The sequence below is a fragment of the Meridianimarinicoccus sp. MJW13 genome (assembly GCF_014901205.1).
Classification (GTDB): domain Bacteria; phylum Pseudomonadota; class Alphaproteobacteria; order Rhodobacterales; family Rhodobacteraceae; genus Meridianimarinicoccus.
Genome location: NZ_JACNMU010000002.1, coordinates 335,785 through 355,232, shown reverse-complemented (window position 1 = coordinate 355,232; position 19,448 = coordinate 335,785). Strand labels below are relative to the sequence as shown.

The 19,448-nt window shown below is 64.7% G+C and carries 21 protein-coding genes; 12 read left to right on the top strand and 9 right to left on the bottom strand.

Going from position 1 to position 19,448, the window contains the following annotated elements; all coding sequences use genetic code 11:
- Positions 1–198: 198 nt before the first annotated feature.
- From rpsA to H8B03_RS04695, 4 genes are all read right to left on the bottom strand, one after another.
- Positions 199–1,878 (bottom strand): 30S ribosomal protein S1, encoded by a 1,680-nt coding sequence (rpsA, locus tag H8B03_RS04710; protein WP_193140576.1) that lies wholly within the window; start codon positions 1,876–1,878, stop codon positions 199–201.
- Positions 1,879–2,100: 222 nt separating this feature from the next.
- Positions 2,101–2,334 (bottom strand): hypothetical protein, encoded by a 234-nt coding sequence (locus tag H8B03_RS04705; RefSeq protein WP_193140575.1) that lies wholly within the window; start codon positions 2,332–2,334, stop codon positions 2,101–2,103.
- Positions 2,335–2,415: 81 nt separating this feature from the next.
- A complete protein-coding gene (locus H8B03_RS04700; protein WP_193140574.1) occupies positions 2,416–3,030 on the bottom strand; it encodes a d(CMP) kinase in 615 nt (204 codons plus the stop codon).
- 62 nt (positions 3,031–3,092) lie between these two features.
- On the bottom strand, positions 3,093–3,770 hold the full coding sequence (locus H8B03_RS04695; RefSeq protein WP_193140573.1) for an SOS response-associated peptidase: 678 nt from the start codon (positions 3,768–3,770) through the stop codon (positions 3,093–3,095).
- Positions 3,771–3,868: 98 nt separating this feature from the next.
- Between H8B03_RS04695 and H8B03_RS04690 the strand changes: the two genes are divergently transcribed.
- Positions 3,869–4,261 (top strand): hypothetical protein, encoded by a 393-nt coding sequence (locus H8B03_RS04690; protein ID WP_193140572.1) that lies wholly within the window; start codon positions 3,869–3,871, stop codon positions 4,259–4,261.
- A gap of 9 nt (positions 4,262–4,270) precedes the next feature.
- Here H8B03_RS04690 and H8B03_RS04685 read toward each other — a convergent pair whose 3' ends face one another.
- Positions 4,271–5,848, bottom strand: a complete 1,578-nt coding sequence (locus H8B03_RS04685) for a bifunctional UDP-sugar hydrolase/5'-nucleotidase (RefSeq protein ID WP_193140571.1) — start codon at positions 5,846–5,848, stop codon at positions 4,271–4,273.
- A gap of 117 nt (positions 5,849–5,965) precedes the next feature.
- Between H8B03_RS04685 and H8B03_RS04680 the strand changes: the two genes are divergently transcribed.
- A complete protein-coding gene (locus H8B03_RS04680) occupies positions 5,966–6,304 on the top strand; it encodes a DUF952 domain-containing protein (protein WP_193140570.1) in 339 nt (112 codons plus the stop codon).
- Positions 6,301–7,359, top strand: coding sequence for a quinone-dependent dihydroorotate dehydrogenase (locus H8B03_RS04675; RefSeq protein ID WP_193140569.1), 1,059 nt, complete (start codon positions 6,301–6,303; stop codon positions 7,357–7,359). The genes H8B03_RS04680 and H8B03_RS04675 overlap by 4 nt, the downstream gene beginning before the upstream one ends.
- Before the next feature lie 4 nt (positions 7,360–7,363).
- On the opposite strand, the gene thpR is transcribed toward H8B03_RS04675, so the two are convergent.
- The 4 genes from thpR to H8B03_RS04655 are packed head-to-tail and all read right to left on the bottom strand — an operon-like array spanning position 7,364 to position 10,188.
- Positions 7,364–7,912, bottom strand: a complete 549-nt coding sequence (gene thpR, locus H8B03_RS04670; protein WP_193140568.1) for an RNA 2',3'-cyclic phosphodiesterase — start codon at positions 7,910–7,912, stop codon at positions 7,364–7,366.
- A gap of 1 nt (position 7,913) precedes the next feature.
- Positions 7,914–9,239 (bottom strand): MATE family efflux transporter, encoded by a 1,326-nt coding sequence (locus tag H8B03_RS04665; RefSeq protein ID WP_226925693.1) that lies wholly within the window; start codon positions 9,237–9,239, stop codon positions 7,914–7,916.
- Position 9,240: 1 nt separating this feature from the next.
- A complete protein-coding gene (locus tag H8B03_RS04660) occupies positions 9,241–9,762 on the bottom strand; it encodes a PaaI family thioesterase (protein ID WP_193140567.1) in 522 nt (173 codons plus the stop codon).
- 15 nt (positions 9,763–9,777) lie between these two features.
- Positions 9,778–10,188 carry a PaaI family thioesterase gene (locus H8B03_RS04655; protein ID WP_193140566.1) on the bottom strand — a complete coding sequence of 137 codons (411 nt, stop codon included), beginning with the start codon at positions 10,186–10,188 and terminating at the stop codon, positions 9,778–9,780.
- 150 nt (positions 10,189–10,338) lie between these two features.
- On the opposite strand from H8B03_RS04655, the gene H8B03_RS04650 reads away from it, so the two are divergent.
- The 9 genes from H8B03_RS04650 (at position 10,339) to H8B03_RS04610 (ending at position 19,442) form a co-directional block, all read left to right on the top strand.
- Positions 10,339–10,707, top strand: a complete 369-nt coding sequence (locus H8B03_RS04650; protein ID WP_193140565.1) for a MerR family DNA-binding transcriptional regulator — start codon at positions 10,339–10,341, stop codon at positions 10,705–10,707.
- A gap of 516 nt (positions 10,708–11,223) precedes the next feature.
- Positions 11,224–11,622 carry a MerR family DNA-binding transcriptional regulator gene (locus tag H8B03_RS04645; RefSeq protein ID WP_193140564.1) on the top strand — a complete coding sequence of 133 codons (399 nt, stop codon included), beginning with the start codon at positions 11,224–11,226 and terminating at the stop codon, positions 11,620–11,622.
- A gap of 57 nt (positions 11,623–11,679) precedes the next feature.
- Entirely contained in the window at positions 11,680–13,458 is a 1,779-nt protein-coding gene (locus tag H8B03_RS04640) for an acyl-CoA dehydrogenase C-terminal domain-containing protein (protein WP_193140563.1), read from the top strand.
- Between the two features lie 385 nt (positions 13,459–13,843).
- Complete coding sequence (locus H8B03_RS04635; RefSeq protein WP_193140562.1) at positions 13,844–14,497, top strand: glutathione S-transferase family protein; 654 nt, start codon at positions 13,844–13,846, stop codon at positions 14,495–14,497.
- Positions 14,497–15,708: an acetyl-CoA C-acetyltransferase gene (locus tag H8B03_RS04630; protein ID WP_193140561.1), complete on the top strand. Its 1,212-nt coding sequence runs from the start codon at positions 14,497–14,499 to the stop codon at positions 15,706–15,708. Before H8B03_RS04635 ends, H8B03_RS04630 begins: the two co-directional genes overlap by 1 nt.
- 3 nt (positions 15,709–15,711) lie before the next feature.
- A complete protein-coding gene (locus tag H8B03_RS04625) occupies positions 15,712–16,203 on the top strand; it encodes a hypothetical protein (protein ID WP_193140560.1) in 492 nt (163 codons plus the stop codon).
- Positions 16,204–16,220: 17 nt separating this feature from the next.
- Complete coding sequence (locus H8B03_RS04620) at positions 16,221–16,697, top strand: cupin domain-containing protein (RefSeq protein WP_193140559.1); 477 nt, start codon at positions 16,221–16,223, stop codon at positions 16,695–16,697.
- Positions 16,694–17,146: a cupin domain-containing protein gene (locus tag H8B03_RS04615; protein ID WP_226925692.1), complete on the top strand. Its 453-nt coding sequence runs from the start codon at positions 16,694–16,696 to the stop codon at positions 17,144–17,146. The genes H8B03_RS04620 and H8B03_RS04615 overlap by 4 nt, the downstream gene beginning before the upstream one ends.
- Positions 17,147–17,234: 88 nt before the next feature.
- Positions 17,235–19,442 carry a 3-hydroxyacyl-CoA dehydrogenase NAD-binding domain-containing protein gene (locus H8B03_RS04610; RefSeq protein WP_193140558.1) on the top strand — a complete coding sequence of 736 codons (2,208 nt, stop codon included), beginning with the start codon at positions 17,235–17,237 and terminating at the stop codon, positions 19,440–19,442.
- Positions 19,443–19,448 lie beyond the last annotated feature (6 nt).

Genomic DNA, 19,448 nt, shown 5'->3' with positions numbered 1-19,448 from the left:
GCGAGCCCCCGGTTTGAGAAGCGGTTTTCCCACTTTGCGGGCGGATTCTGGGCCACCATTCCGGGCCTAGTCGCGGGTTTCAGGCAGATTCCCGGCCCCGGCCCGCTGCCCGGACCCCCGGCCCGACCGCGCAGGGCGAATCGAAAAGGCGCGCCCGGTTGCCCGGACGCGCCTTCAAATCGTCAGTCCCGAATGGGATTATTCGTCGCCCTTCAGCGCCGCACCAAGGATATCGCCCAGCGATGCACCCGAGTCCGAGGAACCATACTGCTGCACGGCCTCTTTCTCTTCGGCGATCTCGCGCGCCTTGATCGACAGACCCAGACGGCGGGTCTTGGGATCGACGTTGGTGACGCGGACATCGACCTTGTCGCCAACCTGGAAGCGCTCGGGGCGCTGCTCGGCCCGGTCACGCGACAGGTCCGAACGACGGATGAACGACTTGGTGCCTTCGTAGGACACTTCGACGCCACCATCTTCGATCGCGGTCACTTCGACGGTGATGATCGAGCCACGCTTGACGCCGGCCACGGCCTCGGCAAACGGATCGCCGCCCAGAGCCTTGATCGAGAGCGAGATACGCTCTTTGTCGGTGTCGATCTCGGTGACAACGGCCTGCACCACATCGCCCTTGCGATAGTTGCCGATCACGTCCTCGCCACGACCTTCCCAGGTCAGATCCGACAGGTGCACCATGCCGTCGATGTCGTCGTCGAGACCAATGAACAGACCGAATTCGGTGATGTTCTTGACTTCGCCTTCGACTTCGCTGTTGACCGGGTACTTCTCTTCGAACAGCTCCCACGGGTTGCGCATGGTCTGTTTCAGACCCAGCGACACGCGGCGCTTGGCCGGATCGATTTCCAGGACCATGACCTCAACCTCTTGCGAGGTGGACACGATCTTGCCCGGATGGACGTTCTTCTTGGTCCAGGACATTTCGGAAACGTGCACCAGACCTTCGACGCCCGGCTCCAGCTCCACGAACGCACCGTAGTCGGTGATGTTGGTGACGCGGCCCTTGTGGGTGGTTTCCAGCGGGTACTTGGCCTGAACCGACTCCCACGGATCTTCCTGCAGCTGCTTCATGCCCAGGCTGATACGGTGGGTTTCCTTGTTGATCTTGATGACCTGAACCTTGACGGTTTCGCCGATCGACAGGATCTCGGAAGGATGGTTCACACGGCGCCATGCCATGTCGGTGACGTGCAGCAGGCCGTCGACACCGCCCAGGTCCACGAAGGCCCCGTATTCGGTGATGTTCTTGACCACGCCGTCGACCGCATCGCCTTCGTTCAGCTTGCCGATGACCTCGGCGCGCTGTTCGGCGCGGCTTTCTTCCAGGATGGCACGGCGCGACACAACGATGTTGCCACGGCGGCGGTCCATCTTCAGTATCTGGAACGGCTGCTTCAGACCCATCAGCGGGCCAGCGTCACGCACCGGGCGGACGTCAACCTGCGAACCGGGCAGGAAGGCCACGGCACCGCCAAGATCGACGGTGAAGCCACCCTTGACGCGGCCGAAGATCGCGCCTTCGACGCGGTTCTCGTCGGCATAGGCCTTTTCAAGGCGATCCCAGGCGGCTTCACGGCGCGCCATTTCGCGCGACAGCACGGCTTCGCCACGGGCGTTCTCGACCTGGCGCAGGTAGACTTCCACCTCGTCGCCGACTTCGATTTCCGGAGCTTCGCCAGGGTTTGCGAATTCTTTCAGCTCGACACGGCCTTCCATCTTGTAGCCGACGTCGATGATGGCCTGACCCGCTTCGATTGCGATGACACGACCTTTGACAACCGACCCTTCCTGGGGGGTGTCGATTTCGAAGCTTTCGTTCAGGAGGGCTTCGAATTCCTCCATCGATGTGTTCTGAGCCATACGGTCTCTGAGATCCTATTCTATCTTCGTTTCTGGCCGAGCGGTTGTCTCCGCCGGTCTTTGGGGTTGGTCTTCCACCGCACCGCAGTCCAGAACAAACAAGGGCCGGAGGTTTCCCCGACCCTGCTCAGATCATGGTCTGCGACTCTTGCGGCCTGCTTGACAGCGCCCATTTAGGCGCGTTGGCCTTGCAATGCAAGCTTTGTGACGTCGCGGGCGCCGTTAGCCGAACGAAGGATCTTCAAAGCCATGACCCGGCCCGCCAAGGATCGACGCGCCGTCGCTGCCCCAGACGGCGTCGATATCGACGGGGTCTGCCACGGGGGCCGTGCGGGCGACGCCATTGGTGCCCCAGACGGCGGTCACGTCCAATTGGCTTTCACCGGCAATATCCGGGATCTTGGCGAGATCGTTTCCTACGGTGTTCAGGGGGCGGAAAATGAATGTATCGGCCATCACGGTCCCTTTCTTCAACTGACCCGCAATAGTTAACGCACTCCGGCCATGTCGTTGAAGTCAGGCATCCCTAACCCTGGGTCAGGACATCCCGACCTCTACCGCCGCCACGGCCTGCGCCACGGCCTCGTCGATGCTCAGGTGCGAGGTGTCCAGTACCATCGCGTCATCGGCCGGCTTCAGCGGTGCCGTGGCGCGGGCGCTGTCGCGGGCATCGCGGTCGCGCAGATCCTGCAAGACCTGTTCCAACGTCAGATCCGGATCGGAGGGGGACAGTTCGGCAAACCGGCGCTGCGCCCGCGTTTCATCCGAGGCGGTGACATAAAGCTTCACCTCTGCCGCCGGGCAGATCACGGTGCCGATGTCGCGCCCGTCCAGAACCGCGCCGCCGGGCCGCCGGGCAAAGCTTTGCTGAAAGGCCACCAGCGCCGCGCGCACCTCGGGGATCGCCGCCACCTTGCTGGCCGCCATCCCCGCCGCGCCCGAGCGCAGATCGCCCCGCTGCAGATCCTGCGGTGACAGGCTTTGCGCCGCTGCCACGGGCGTCATGCCCTCGGCCACCTTCGCCCCGGTTGCCCGGTACAACAGCCCGGTATCCAGATAGGCAAAGCCGAAATGCGCCGCCACCGCGCGCGAGATCGTGCCCTTGCCCGAGGCCGCCGGGCCATCGATGGCCACGGTGAATGCTGTCTCCATGCGCCCCTCCTGTGCTGCGCCTTTTCTTCCCGCGTTCCGCCGCGGGCCACAAGCCCCGCCGGTCACACCGCCACGGGCGCGATCAGATCTTCGCCGCGCGCCCGGTTGGAGTTCACCGCCGTGTCGACGCGATGGTAGGTCAGGACATCATCGGGCGCCGGGCGCATCAGGGGGGCGGCGCCACGGCCCGCCTCGCCCAGCCACAGGCCCCAGTCCTCGGGCGCCAGCACCACCGGCATCCGGTGATGGATGGCCGACAGCCGGTCATTGGCGGCACAGGTGACAATGGCGCAGGTGGTCATGCCCGCACCGCCGTCTTTCGGCTCCCACGCCTGCCAGACCCCGGCAAAGACCACCGGGGCGGCATCGGCGCGATGGATGTACCACGGCAACCGCGCGCCGTCGGCATCCTTGGTCCATTCGTAGAATCCGGTGGCCGGGATCAGACAGCGCCGCTGGCGGCAGGCATCGCGGAAGGCGGGTTTCTCGGCAATGGTCTCGGCGCGGGCATTGATCAGCAACGGCCCGTCGCCGGGGGTCTTGTACCAGCGCGGCAGGAAGCCCCAGCGCAGGGCCGCCAGCCGCCGCCCGCCCGCATCGCCGCCGCCCAGAACCGCGACGACATCATTGGTCGGGCAGATGTTGTAATTCGGCCCCTGCGGCAGGTCATTGCCCGGCGCGGCCGCGAACAGCTGCGCCATGGCTTCGACCGGCAGGGTCAGGGCAAAACGTCCACACATGAGCGCAGCCTAGCCGCGCCGTGCGGTGCTGACCAGTTCTTGACTTTGCCAGCCCCAGCGGGCCGTCTGGGCGAAACAGCCCCAATACGGAGACCCAGATGCGTAACCTTGCCCTTGCTGCCGTGGCTCTTGGCCTTGCGGCCTGCGCCCCGTCCGCCAATGACAATCTTGCAACCATGGTTGGTGCCGGCAATGCCGCGGCGATCGAAGCCGCCTCTGCCTGCAATTTCGACACGGCGCTGACACAGGCACAGCGCGAGGCAACCTCTCCGCGCGGCGAAACGCAGCTGTTCAGCCAGTTCACCCAGGCCGCGATCTATACGGAGACCGGCCAGAGCGCGAAGGCCGCCGCGGCCGTGGACATGGCGACCAACAGCGCCACCATGAATCCCGATGGCGCCAGCCGCGATCAGATGCAGCAAGGCGCCAACGGTGTTCTGAAGATGGTGCGGGACCGCCGGTACGAGATCACCGGCAGCCCCGATTGCTGAGCCGACGCCTTACTTGGCGTAGCTGATGCGACCGTCCGTATAAGGCTGGTAGGGCGAGTTCGTGGCCAGGAATTCGGCCATGACCTCGGCCAGGTCCGGCCCGAAGTCATAGACATCGCTGGCCGACGTGAACATCGAATAGCCATCGCCGCCGTTGCGCACGAAGTTGTTGGACACCACGCCATAGGTCTTGGCCGGATCCAGCGGCGTCGGGGTGCCGTCCTCGATCACCATGATGTCGGTCACGCGCTCTCCGGTTGCGGCGTCCGCGTTGATGACGAAAGTCATGCCCGCGACCTGCGGGAACCGGCCATCCTTTTCAGGATCGTCGAACTGCGCCATGCCGTTTTCCAGCGCTTCCTTGATGGTGGCACCGGTAACGAAGAAGGTCGACAACGTGTTCTGGAACGGCAGAACCGTATAGACCTCGCCCATGGTGATCTCGCCCCCGTCGATCGAGGCCCGCACGCCGCCGCCGTTCTGATAGGCGATCGAAATGCCCTGATCCTTGACCCGGGCCAGCATCGCGTCGGCCACCAGGTTGCCCATGGCGCATTCGCTTGTCCTGCAAACAGAACGTTCCCCGTCGATAGGTTCTGCGGCCTCGGCCACGACCTTGTTGCGGATGTCATCCAGCGGCACCGCCAGCATGGCGATCCGGTCGACGTATTCCGCGACCTCGGGCACTTCGCCATCCATGATCAGCGGCTCGCCCGCAGCGGACACCAGGTTACCGGCGTCGTCGAAGGTCACGTCCAGCGCGCCCAGGAACTTGCCATAGGCATAGGCCTGTACGATGGCAGTTTCGCCCACCATGGTGGGATAGGGGCCTTCTGCGCGGTCAGAGGTGTTCGACAGGTAAGTATTGGAATGGCCGCCGACGATCACATCGACACCGGTGGTGCCTTCGGCCACCCGCAGATCCACATCATAGCCCGAATGGCTCAACACCACGATCTTGTTGATGCCATCGGCGGTCAGCTTGTCGACCTGTGCCTGCACGGCTTCGGTCGGGTCTGAAAAGGTGATGTTGGGACCGGGCGAGGAGATCTCGTGGTTGTCCACCGGGGTGAGACCGATCAGGCCGATCTTCTCGCCGCCGACCTCCAGAACCGTCGAGGACATGACCTTGTCTGACAGCAACGCCTCGGCGGAAAAGTCGGCGTTCGACATCAGCACCGGGAAATCCACCCGTTCGACGAATGCGGCCAGCGTCTCGGGGCCGTCGTCGAATTCGTGGTTGCCCACGGTCATCGCGTCGTAGCCGAGCTTGTTCATCATCTCGGCGGCGACTTCACCCTTGTAGTAAGTGTAGAACAGCGTGCCCTGAAACTGGTCGCCGCCATCCACGAGGATCGAGTTTTCTGCCGCCGCACGCGCCGCCGCAATGGCCGTGGCCAGCCGCGCGGTGCCGCCAAAGCACTTGCCCTCGGCATTGTCCTCGGTGCTGCACGAGCTGTCATACTTGCTGATCGGCTCGAAACGGGCGTGGAAATCGTTGGTGTGCAATATGGTCAGGTTGAAGTCGGCCTGGGCCGATGCTGCCGCCAGCATGGCACCCGCCGACAGGCAAAACAGGCGTTTCATGAGAACCTCCGGTATCGTTTCTTGTGAATCTCAGAAGGCCACCTTGGCACGCTTTGCCTCAGGGACAAAGCACCTTGCGCGGTTGACCCGGCGCCCCGTGCGCGGCACATGAACCCCATGATGATCTTCAAGATATTCCGTGCCGAAGAATGGGCCAAACTTTGCGCCGATGGGCAAACCTTGGGCGCTCCGGTGGACCTTGCCGATGGTTTCATCCATTTCTCGACCGCCGCGCAGGTGGCCGAAACCGCGGCCAAGCATTTCGCCGGTGCCGAAGGGCTGATTCTGGCCGCTGTGAACGCCGAGGCCCTTGGCCCGGACCTGAAATGGGAACCGTCGCGCGGGGGGGCGCTGTTCCCGCATCTGTACCGCGCGCTGGCCCGCGCCGAGGTGACCTGGTCCGCCCCGCTGCCACTGGCCGCCGATGGCCATGACTTTCCGGAGTTGCCCGCATGAGCTTGCTTGAGCGCCTTGGACTGAAAGCCCTGCACCAGATGAACCCCGAAACTGCGCATGGGCTGGCCATAGCGGCGCTGAATGCCGGGCTGGTGCCGGGCAGCGGGCCGGTGACCTCGCCCCGGCTGGCCACCACGTTGGCGGGGCTGTCGCTGCCCAACCCGGTCGGTCTGGCCGCCGGGTTTGACAAGAACGCCACGGCGCTGGATGCACTGGCCCGCAGCGGGTTCGGTTTTCTGGAGGTCGGCGGCGCCACCCCGCGCCCGCAGCCGGGCAACCCGCGCCCGCGCCTGTTCCGGCTGGCGCGCGACCGCGCCATCATCAACCGCTTCGGATTCAACAATGACGGTGCCGCGGCCATCGCCGCACGTCTGGCCACCCGTCCCGGCGCGTCGATCGTCGGACTGAACCTTGGCGCCAACAAGGACAGCGACGACCGCGCGCAGGACTATGTGAAGGTGCTGGAAACCTGCGGGCCGCATGTGGACTTCGTGACCGTCAACGTGTCCTCGCCCAACACCGAGAACCTGCGCGACCTTCAGGGACGCGCCGCCCTTTGGGCGTTGCTGACCGGGGTGATGGATGCGCGCGGCCAGATGAAGCGCCCGATCCCGGTGTTCCTGAAGATCGCGCCCGACCTGACCGACGCCGAGATTGCCGACATTGCCGAGGTCGCCAACGACAGCGCCATCGACGGGATCGTCGCCACCAACACCACGCTGGCCCGGCCATCGTTGCAAAGCCATGACCGGCTGGAGGCAGGCGGCCTGTCCGGTGCGCCGCTGTTCGAGACATCCACCCGCGTTCTGGCCCGCCTGTCGCAATTGACCCAAGGCAAGCTGCCGCTGATCGGCGTCGGCGGCATCGGCTCGCCCGAGCAGGCCTATGAAAAGATCCGCGCCGGTGCGTCGGCGGTGCAGATCTATTCGGCGCTGGTCTACGAAGGGCTGTCGCTGGCCACCCGCGTCGCCGAAGGGCTGGACGCGCTGCTGGAACGCGACGGTTTCGCCACCGTGGCCGAGGCCGTGGGCAGCGGGCGCGACGATTGGCTGTGAACGCCTAGAACGGCAGGCGCGCCAGCGGATATTCGGCCATCAGGTCATAGACCGCCCCTGAGGAGGTCAGGGTCGAGCGATACAGGCCGAAGGCGCGCGGTTCAAAGGCTGGCAGGCGCAACTGCGCGTGGGTCTGCAGGGCGCGGCCCAGCTTGTCCAGATCCTCGGGGCGCATCTCCTTGCGGTAACGGGCCAGCGTCACATGCGGGCGAAACCGCCGCCGTTCCAGCGTGATGCCTGCCCGTCGCGCCGCGCGCGCCACCTGCCCCTGCAATGCGACCAACGGGTCGGTCAGCGTGACCTCGGCAAAGGCAATCGCCGGGCCGCCCTGGGTGTTCAACCCCGCGATTTCCACCGCCACACCGTCCTGCCGGACCTGTTCCAGTTCCAGATGCAGGTCGTCCAGAACTTCGACCGGCTGATCGTCCATGAAGGCCAGCGTCACATGGAAATTCTCGGGCGGCACCTTGCGGCCGGACGGCAGCATGTGTTGCACCTTTTCCAGGGCATCCGACTGGAACCCCGGCACGGCAAGGGCCACGAAACTGCGCATCTCAGGCGGCCTCCGCTTCCAGCGCCGGATAGCGCAGGCCCAGCGTCACCCCGCGCACCACGAAACTGACCATCAGCGCCGCCCACAGCCCGTGATTGCCAAAGGCCGGCATCAGCACCGCCAAGGCCGCGCCGTAAGCCAGCACGGAAACCACCATCATGTTGCGCATGTCCTTCGATCTGGTGGCCCCCACGAAGATGCCGTCCAGCATCCAGGCTGCCGCGCCGAAGACGGGCACCACCATCATCCACGGCAGAAATTCACGTGCTTGCACCCGGACATCCTCGGCAGTGGTCATCAGATCGACGATCGTACCGCCCGCCACGGCGAAACCGACGGTCAGCAGCAGCCCCGCGATGCCGCCCCAGAAACTGGTCAACACCGCGCTGCGGCGCAGGACCTGGCGTTGCCGCGCGCCCATAGCCTGCCCCACCAGCGCTTCGGCGGAAAAGGCGAACCCGTCCAGCGCGTAGGCCGTGATGTGCAGGAACTGCAGCAGCACCTGGTTGGCGGCCAGCGTGGCGTCGCCCAGATCGGCGGCGAAGAACAGGAACGACACGAAGATCGCTTCCAGCAACAGCGACCGGATCAGGATATCGCGGTTCAGCGTCGCCATGCGCAGCATCCGCGCCCGGTCGAACACCGCCGTCCAGGCCCGCGCCGCCGGGGCCAGCAGCGCCCCGCGGCAGATCCAGAGGCCCAGGGCCAGCCCGCTCCATTCCGCGATGAAAGTGGCCACGGCCACGCCGTTCACGCCCCAGCCGAAGGACAGAACGAACAGCACGTCCAGCCCCATGTTCAAGCCGTTCATCCACAGTTGCAGCAGCAGCACCGCGCGGGTGCGTTCCTGCGCGATCAGCCAGCCGGTAACGCCATACAGCGCTATCGCCGCCGGGGCCGACCAGACCCGGATGCCGATATAGCCACGCGCCATGTCTTCAACCTCGGCCGAGGCCGGCGACAGGGCAAAGGCGCCGGCCATCATCGGTCCTTGCAGCGCGATCAGCCCGATGCCGCCAAGCGCCGCCACCAACAGGGCGCGCGACAGGATCGCCACGACCTCCTCGCGGTCGTCCGCCCCCAGCGCCTGCGCGGTCAACCCGGCGGTGCCCATGCGCAGAAAGCCGAAGACCCAGTAGATCGATGTCAGGATGACCGCGCCGATGCCCACCGCGCCGATCGGGGCCGCCGCCCCCATCTGGCCGACCACGCCGGTATCGACCAATCCCAGGATCGGCACCGTGGCGTTCGACAGCACGATGGGCAGGGCGATCCGCAGCACCCGGCGATGGGTCGGCGGGGCCATTTCGACCGGCGTTCGGGTCATCTCAGCCCTTCCGGCGCGGCGCCTGCATCACGAAATGCCCGGTCGCCTGCGCGAACAGGCGGTCACGATTGTCCTGCCAGCCCTCCACATGGACACTGGCATAGCGCCGCCCCATCCGGTTGACCCGCGCCCGCGCGTAGGAATCGCGCGGCAGGCCGGACCGCAGGTAGTCGATGGTGAAATCCACGGTCTTGGGCATCCGGATCGCCTCTGGATCGGCCAGATCCTCGGGTGTGACCCGGCCCGCTTCGACATCGTCCCAGATGATCGACCAGGTCAGTTCGATCACGGCGGCGACTTCCAGAAATCCGGCGGTGACCCCGCCATGCAGGGCCGGCAGCATCGGGTTGCCAATCAGCTTTTCACTGAACGGCAGAATCGCGGTCAATTCGTCGCCCCGACGCTCGAACACGATGCCCAGGGTGCGGATGTAGGGCACCCGCCCGACCAATGCATTCAGCGTCGCATCACGGCGTTGCTTGACGATCTGGACCGGTTCGGGGCGCGGGAAATCAACGGGCATCTGGGGTTCCTCGGCTCAGGACGTGAAGGCGCCGGTGGCCATGGCGATGGGATCGTCACGCTCATCCCGGGTGGTTGCGCGCACAAACGCGATAGAGCGGGTCACCCGCACGCAATCGGCCCGCGCCCGAATGGTCTGCCCCGGCACCGCAGGCCGCATGTAGTCGATGCGCAGATCCAGCGTCGCGGTTGTCGGCCCGGTGTCGGGATGGCTCATCACCGCCGCGCCACAGGTGGTGTCCAGCAAGGCCGACACGGTGCCGCCATGCATGACCCCGGTGGCCGGATCGCCCGCCAGATCGGCGGAATACGGCATCTCCATCTCGGCCCAGCCTTCGCCGAAATCGGTCAGCACCAGCCCCAGCGCGTGGGCGTAGGGCAAGGCCGCAATCAGGGCCCGCGCATTTTCAAGACTGCTGTCACTCATCGCCGTACCCGTCGCTGCGTCCTGCCAAGCTCTAGTCCCGCCCCTCGGTCGCGTCCACCCCTGCGCATGACGCAACGGGCCAGATGCGTTGACCTTCCCGGCGATATACGGTTCCTTCAAGTGCAGGACTCAGACGGGCAGGAGGGCGCCATGACCGACCAGCAAAGGCTGTCGTTCAAGGAAATGTGCGAGAAATTCGATGTGACGCCGCGAACGCTGCGCTACTATGAATACATCGAGCTGTTGCAGCCCGATAAGGAAGGCCGGTCCCGGTTCTACACGCCGCGCGAAGTCGCCCGGATGGTGCTGATCAAACGGGGCCGCCGATTTGGTTTCAGCCTTGAAGAAATCCGGCAGTGGCTGATGATCTACGAAGAGAAGGGCACCCACGTGCAAATGGAAGCCTGGGTCGACCTGGCTTCCCGCCAGTTGGACGTACTGGCCGAACAGCGCCGGCAGCTGGATGCCTCGATTTCCGAACTCGAGGAGTTGCGCGACAAGGTCGCCAACAGCCTGTAGGCGCGCGGATCATCGGCGGCCGATGACGCAATAGGCCTTAAAGATATACCCAATATACAGGTTATTGACCGCCCCTGTTGCCCGCTATTGCGGGCACACACCCCGGGATCTGACGCAGGATCATTCCCGAAAAATCCGCACGTCCAAGCTGCATCTGCGCGGGTTCATACCGTTGATGCGCCGAAAACTGACGCCCGGTTAACTAATTTCGCGAAATCTTTACCCCGCCGAAAGAGCCCCGAACCGGGCTTCCCGCAACAAATATCCTCCAGATATCCCTGAGGGTTGGCGTTTCAGCCGAAATTTTCCTTCAGTTGGGCAAGAAAATGCCTTTCCTGACCTCTTCCAGCGTCTACGACTTGTCCTTTGCAGCGCAAACATCAAATAACGTAACGCTCTCTCTTGGGATGACGCGACGTTTCGTTTACGTGCACGTCACCCTGTCTACTAGATTGGCGTCAGCGGCCTTAGGTCGGTGGTGTCAGAAGACCTCAACGACCTAGGACGAGTTGAACGATGAACGAAACAATGACCATTCGGGAAATGTGCGATGCCTTTGATGTCACGCCCCGTACGCTCCGCTTCTACGAATCCAAGGAGCTGCTGGCCCCGATCCGTCAGGGTCATAAGCGGCTTTTCACACGCCGCGACCGGGCGCGCCTGAAGCTGATCCTGCGCGGCAAGCGTTTCGGGTTCAGCCTGGAAGAAATCCGCCAGCTGCTGGATCTGTACGACGTGGATGACACGCGCCAGACCCAACTGCGCCATGCCGTGGAGATCGGGCAGAAACATCTCGAAGAGATGCTCGCCCAGCAACGCGCGCTGGAAGATGCCATCGCCGATCTGCGCGAACAACTGGTCACCGGCCGGGCGCAGATCGCGGAATACGACGCCGCCGGCAAGGCGGCAGAATAGACAGGGGGGCCACACCACCAGCGTATGGCCCCACCCCAACACCCAAGGGAGAGAGCCATGCCCACCTACACCGCCCCGATCAAGGATCTGCAGTTCGTCCTGCAGAACGTGCTGAACGCCGCCGACAGCGGCATACCCGGCTATGACGAACTGGAAGCCGATTTCACGTCAGCCGTGCTGGAAGAAGCCGGCAAGATCTCGGAACAGGTTCTGGCGCCGCTGAACCTGTCCGGGGATCGGGAAGGATGCCGGTTCGAGAACGGCGTGGTCTCGACACCCAAGGGCTTTGACGAGGCCTTCAAGGTGATGAAAGAGGGCGGCTGGACCGCGCTGGATTGCGATCCCGAATACGGCGGCCAGGGCATGCCCTACGTACTGGCCACGGCGGTGGGCGAGATGTTCGTCTCGGCCAACATGGCCTTCAACATGTACCAGGGCCTGACCCACGGTGCCTATTCGGCGATCCATACCCATGGTTCGGACGCGCAGAAGGCCACCTACCTGCCCAAGATGGTATCCTGCGAGTGGACCGGCACCATGAACCTGACCGAGCCGCATTGCGGCACCGATCTGGGCCTGATGCGGACCAAGGCCGTGCCGCAGGACGATGGCACCTATCAGATCACCGGCCAGAAGATCTTCATCTCGGCAGGCGATCACGATCTGGCCGAGAACATCATCCACCTGGTGCTGGCCAAGATCCCCGGCGGGCCCGAGGGTATCAAGGGCGTATCGCTGTTCATCGTGCCGAAGGTGCTGGTGAACGAGGACGGCTCGCTGGGCGACCGCAACGGCGTTTCGGTCGGCAAGATCGAAGAGAAGATGGGCATCCACGGAAATGCCACCTGCGTCATGAACTATGACGCGGCGACGGGCTATCTTCTGGGGGAAGCGCACAAGGGCATGCGCGCCATGTTCACCATGATGAACGAGGCGCGACTCGGTGTTGGCCTGCAAGGCTACGCGGTGGCCGAGGCCGCCTATCAGAACGCGGTTTTCTACGCCAAGGACCGGCTGCAAGGCCGCGCCGTGACCGGCGCCCAGAACCCCGATGGCCCGGCCGACCCTTTGATCGTGCATCCCGACATCCGCCGCAACCTGATGGATCAGAAGAGCTTTGTCGAAGGGGCCCGCGCCTTCACCCTGTGGGGCGCGCAGTTGATCGACCGCTCGCACCGCACCGATGACGATGCTGCCGAAGACATGATCTCGCTGCTGACCCCGGTGCTGAAGGGCTTCCTGACCGACAAGGGATTCGAGATGTCCTCGGCCGCACAGCAGGTTTATGGCGGCCACGGCTATATCGAGGAATGGGGCATGTCCCAATTCGCCCGCGATGCCCGGATCACCATGATCTACGAAGGCGCCAACGGCGTGCAGGCGCTTGACCTGGTCGGCCGAAAGCTGGCTGCGAAAGGCGGCAAACCGGTGATGGCCTTTTTCGAGATGGTGAAAACCTTCCTGAAAGAGAACGAGGGCGACGAGGCACTGAAAGCCGATTTCCTCGACCCGCTGAAAGCCGCCTCGAAGCACCTGCAGGACGCGGGGATGTACTTCATGGCGCAAGGGATGAAGAACCCCAACAACGCGCTCGCCGGCTCCTATGACTTCATGCATCTGTTCGGGCATGTCTGCCTAGGGCTGATGTGGGCACGGATGGCGAAGGCCGCCCAGACGCAACTGGACGCCGGCGAAGGCGACAGCGACTTCCTGAAGGCCAAGATCACCACAGGTCGCTACTACATGGCCCGGCAACTTCCGATGACGGCAACGCATCTGGCGCGGATCCAGTCCGGGGCGGCGCCCGTGATGGATCTGGACGAAGCACACTTCTAGAAGCGCGCGGGAGGGAGGGGGGCGCTGCCCCCTCTGGACCTGCGGTCCATTCACCCCCGGAGTATTTGCGCCAAAAAGAAACAGGGCACGCATGGTGTTCTCAAGCCGCAACAAAAGTCACCCCTCTACCTGCACTGACACGAGGCATCGATCACCTCGCCGAGGTCAACGAAGGCAGAGGGGTTTCTCTTTGGGCGGTCATCGGCGCTCCCGCCTGTACCGCCGGGAAAGCTTGTGCGACGCAGGGTTACAAGTGGGTAAATCCTGTTTTCTTCTTGGCAAAAATACTCATTCCCGACCGGCCAGAGTCGCGACGCAGCGTTCCGGGGCACAAGCCTTGCACCAGGCGCCGTCCTGCGCCCAGATAGGGTAAGGGAGAACTTGCATGACACTTCAGTTGCATTGTTTCGGGGAGAGCGGCAACGCCTACAAGGCGGCGCTGGCCCTGCAGCTTTCGGGCCTTGATTGGGAGCCCGTCCTCGTGGACTTCTTCAACGGGGCCACGCGTTCGGCAACCTATCGCGAAGGGGTGAACCCGATGGGTGAAGCGCCGGTTCTGGTCGACGGCACCTTTCGGTTGTCGCAATCCGGCGCGATCCAGCAGCTTGTCGTCGCGCGCAGCGGCGCGCTGGGCGGGCGGGACGAAGATCGTTTCGAGGTTCTGCGCTGGCAGTTCTGGGACAATCACAAGATGTCGAGCCAGGCGGGCATGACCCGGTTTCTCTGCAACTATCTGCCGGAAGCAAAGCGTGCGGAGATGGGCGATGTGATTGCCTTCAACCAGGCGCGCCTGCTGTCGGCCTTGCAGGTTCTCGACCAGCATCTTTCCACCCGGGACTGGGTGGTGGGCGACGGTGTGACCATCGCCGATCTCTGTTGCTGCGGCTACCTGTTCTACCCTGAACCTTACGGCTTCATCCGCAAGGATCACCCGCATATCGACGCCTGGCTGGACCGCATTGCCGCCCTGCCCGGCTGGAAACACCCCTATGACCTGATGCCGCCTGCGCGGCCCGAGAACCGGAAAGGACCGGCCTGATGACCGATGCCTATATCTACGACGCTGTCCGCACTCCGCGCGGCAAAGGCCGCAAGGACGGCAGCCTGCACGAAGTTACCTCGGCGCGGCTGTCTGCGCAGATCCTGAACGCGGTGAAAGCGCGCTCGGGCCTGGACACCACCGACATCGAGGATGTGATCTGGGGCAATGTCACCCAGGTGGGCGAACAGGGCGGCTGCCTTGCGCGCACCGCCGTGCTGGCCTCGGATTTTGCCGAGAGCGTGCCGGGCCTGTCGATCAACCGCTTCTGTGCCAGCGGCATGGAGGCCGTGAACCTGGCTGCCAACCAGGTCAAGGGCGGCGCTGGCCGCGCTTATGTTGCCGGCGGGGTCGAGATGATGGGCCGGGTCGCCATGGGCTCTGACGGGGCGGCGATTGCCGTCGATCCGTCGATTGCCATGAACACCTACTTCGTGCCGCAGGGCATCTCGGCCGATATCATCGCCACCGAATACGGGTTTTCGCGCGATGACGCCGACGCGCTGGCGGTGGAATCCCAACGCCGCGCCAAGGTGGCCTGGGACGAGGGCCGCTTTGCGCGCTCGGTGGTGCCGGTGACCGACATCAACGGGCTGACCATCCTCGACCATGACGAATACATGCGCCCCGGCACCGACATGCAGAGCCTGGGCGGCCTGAAACCGGCCTTCAAGGACATGGGCGAAGTCATGCCCGGATTCGACCAGATCGCGCTGATGAAGTACCCGCATCTGGAGCGGATCGCGCACATTCACCACGCCGGCAACAGCTCGGGCATCGTGGACGGGGCCGCGGCGGTTCTGATCGGCAACAAAGCCTTCGGCGAAGCCCATGGTCTGAAGCCCCGTGCCCGCATCCGGGCCACGGCCAAGATCGGCACCGATCCCACCATCATGCTGACCGGCCCGGTGCCGGTGACCGAGAAGATTCTGCGCGAGACCGGGTTGAACATCGGCGACATCGACCTGTTCGAGGTCAACGAGGCCTTCGCCTCGGTGGTGCTGCGCTTCCTGCAAGCCTTCGAGGCGGATCCGGAAAAGGTGAACGTCAACGGCGGTTCCATCGCGATGGGTCATCCGCTGGGCGCCACCGGGGCTATCATCATCGGCACCCTGCTGGACGAGCTGGAGCGGCAGGACAAGGAACTGGGGCTTGCCACGCTGTGCATCGCCTCGGGCATGGGTGCCGCCACCGTGATCGAACGGGTCTGAGCCATGGACGGCGCCGCTGCGACCCCCACCGAAATCGTCCAGACTTGGCTGGACCGTGTGTCCGACACGTTCTTCCAGGATGATTTCGACGGCTTCGCGGCGGCGATCGACCTGCCTTTCGTGCTGACCACGCAGGCAAGCCGCACGGTATTGACCAGCCGCGACGACTTGCGCGCCGGTTTCGACGCCTGGGTGAAGATGATCCGCGGTCACCGCGCCACGCATCTGATCCGCACGGCCCGCGAGGTGCAACAGATCACGCCCAACCTGATCACCGCCACCTATGACAGCGAAATGCTGCGCAATGGCACGCGGCTGGTGCCCGGCTTTTCCTCGTGGATGATGCTGGTCCGGCGCGATGGGGTCTGGTTATCGGATCAACTGATCAGCGGTGTCGTCAACGCCCGCTATCCGTTCAGCCATATCAAGGTCGATCCCAACGCCCCGGCCCCCGACACGCGCAGCATTCCCAAGCCGCCCGTGTCCGACGCCTGATCCAAAAGGAGTTTCCCGTGCCGAAGATCGATCCTGCCACCGTCCCGCTGAAGACCGGGTCCATCTATCCCGCGCCCTATGCTGCGCAGATGGCCGGGCGCAAGTCCTTGCGGCTGGGCCAGGCCGGGGGGCTGACCCAGTTCGGCGTCAACCTGGTGATCCTGAAGCCCGGCGCGCGATCGTCGTTGCGCCACTGGCATCTGAACGAGGATGAGTTCGTCATGGTGCTGGAGGGCGACCTGACCCTGATCGACGATGACGGCGAAACCGCCATGGCGCCGGGCGACTGCGCGGCGTTTCCGGCGGGTGATGCCAATGGTCATTGCTTCGTCAACAATTCCGAGGCCGAGGGCCGGTTCCTGGTGGTGGGCAGCAAGGCCCCGCACGAGGTGGCGACCTATTCCGACATCGACCTGAAGGTGACGATGGCCGAGGGCGCCGCCACATTCACCCGCAAGGATGGCTCCCCCTACGCCGACACGAGGGAAGGATGATGCCGAAACTTGATCTGAGCGCCCTGCCCCGCGAGCAGGCCCCGCCGCACTGGAACCCGATGAGCTGGTTGACCCTGGGAGATCCGGGCGGGCTGTCGCAGTTCGGCGTGGCGATGGAAACGCTGGACCCGGGCAGCCGCAGCAGCGATCCGCACTGGCACGAGAACGAGGACGAGTTCCTGTACGTCCTGTCCGGCGAGGTGACGCTGTGCGAAGGCACGGGCGAAACCCCGTTGCTTCCCGGCGATGCCGCGGCCTTTCCGGCCGGAAACCCGGTGGGGCACACCCTGGCAAACCGCTCGGGGTCTCCGGCGACCTATCTGATCATCGGCACGCGCGCCGCCAGTGAACGGGTTCACTACACCATGCTCGACAAGATCCGCACGCGGGAAAACGGGGTCGAGACCCTGACCCGCCGTGACGGCACCATCCTGGAGCCGGAGCGATGACGGCGCGCTGCCCTGCCCGGACCCTGGAATATCAACACCGCAACAAGTTGTTGCAGCCACAGAAAAATGCTCCCGGAGGAGACCTCAGATGACCGATTTCACCTATGACGTGGACGCCGACGGCGTCGCCACCATCACCTGGGACGTGCCCGGAAAATCCATGAACGTCATGAGCCTTGACGGCCTGGCGGCGCTGGAAGGCTTCATCGACCAGGCCCTGGCCGACGACGCCGTCAAGGGCGTGATCCTGACCTCGGGCAAGGACAGTTTTGCCGCCGGCATGGATCTGAACATCATCGCGCAGATGAAAGCCTCGGCCGGAGACAACCCGGCGCAGGGGCTGATGGACGGGCTGACCCGCATCCACGCCATGCTGCGCAAGATCGAACGTGCAGGCATGGACCCCAAGACCCTGAAGGGCGGCAAGCCCATCATCGCGGCCCTGCCCGGCACCGGGCTGGGTCTGGGTTACGAGATCCCGCTGGCCTGTCACCGGATCATCGTGGCCGACAATCCCAAGGCCAAGATCGGCCTGCCCGAGATCATGGTCGGCATCTTCCCCGGCGCGGGCGGCACCACACGGCTGTCGCGCAAGCTGGGCGCGATGGCGGCGGCGCCCTTCCTGCTGGAGGGCAGGCTGTCAGATCCCAAACGCGCCAAATCGGCCGGCCTGATCGACGACGTGGTCCCGGCGGCCGACCTGTTGGACGAAGCCCGCAACTGGGTGCTGTCGGCCAGCGACAAGGACATTGTGAAGCCCTGGGACCAGAAGGGCTGGAAGATGCCCGGCGGCGCGCCTTATCACCCGGCGGGCTTCATGACCTTCGTCGGCGCATCGGCCATGGTCAACGGCAAGACCAAGGGCGTCTACCCGGCGGCCAAGGCGCTGTTGTCGGCGGTTTACGAAGGCGCGCTGGTGCCCTTCGACACCGCCATCAAGATCGAATCGCGCTGGTTCACCAGTGTCCTGCTGAACCCTTCCTCCACCGCGATGATCCGCTCGCTCTTCATCAACAAGGAGGCGCTGGAGAAGGGCGCCAACCGGCCCGAAGCGCCGGACCAGACCGTGAAGAAGCTGGGCGTCATCGGCGCGGGCATGATGGGCGCGGGCATTGCCTATGTCTCGGCGCAGGCCGGGATCGAGGTGGTGCTGATCGACCAGTCGCAGGAGTCCGCGGATCGCGGCAAGGCCTATTCCGAGGGACTGCTGGACAAGGGCATCAAGCGCCGCAAGGTGACCGAAGAGAAAAAGGCGCAGGTGCTGGGCCAGATCACCGCAACCACCGATTTCGCCGCGCTGGCGGGCTGTGATCTGGTGGTCGAGGCGGTGTTCGAAGATCCCAAGGTCAAGGCCGAAACCACCGCCAGGGCCGAGGCGCATCTGCCCGCCGACGCGATCTTCGCCACCAACACCTCGACCCTGCCGATCACCGAACTGGCCAAGGCCAGCCGGTCGGCAGAACAGTTCATCGGCATCCACTTCTTCTCGCCCGTCGACAAGATGCTGCTGGTCGAGATCATCAAGGGGGCGCAGACCGGCGACCGGGCCGTCGCCAAGGCGCTGGATTTCGTGCGCCAGATCCGCAAGACGCCGATTGTCGTCAACGACGCGCGCTATTTCTACGCCAACCGCTGCATCCTGCCCTACACCAACGAGGGCATCCGCATGGTCCGCGAAGGGGTCGCTCCGGCGCTGGTCGAAAACGCCGCCAAGCTGGTGGGGATGCCGCTGGGCCCGCTGCAACTGACCGACGAGGTTTCCATCGACCTGGGCGCCAAGATCGCCCGCGCCACCCGTGCCGCCATGGGCGACGCCTATCCGGACGGCGATGTGGACGAGGTCGTGTTCTGGCTGGAGAGCGAGGGCCGTCTGGGTCGCAAGGCCAACGCGGGCTTCTACGCCTATGACGATGCCGGCAAGCGCACCGGCCTGTGGGACGGGCTGGCCGCGAAATACCCGCGCGCCGACACCCAGCCCGAACTGACCGAGGTCCAGCACCGTCTGCTGATGATGCAGGCGCTGGAAGCGGTGCGCGCCTTCGAGGAGGGCGTGCTGATGGACATCCGCGAAGGCGATGTGGCGGGGATCCTCGGCTGGGGCTTCGCGCCGTGGTCGGGCGGCCCGATCAGCTGGCTGGACATCCTCGGCGCGGCCAAGGCGGTCGAGATCTGCGACCGGCTGGAAGCCGCCCACGGCGCCCGCTTCCGCGCGCCTGCGCTGCTGCGCGATCTGGCCGACAGCGGCGAGACCTTCTATGGCCGTTATGGCGATGGAAAGGCCCTCGCCGCCGCCTGAGGACTG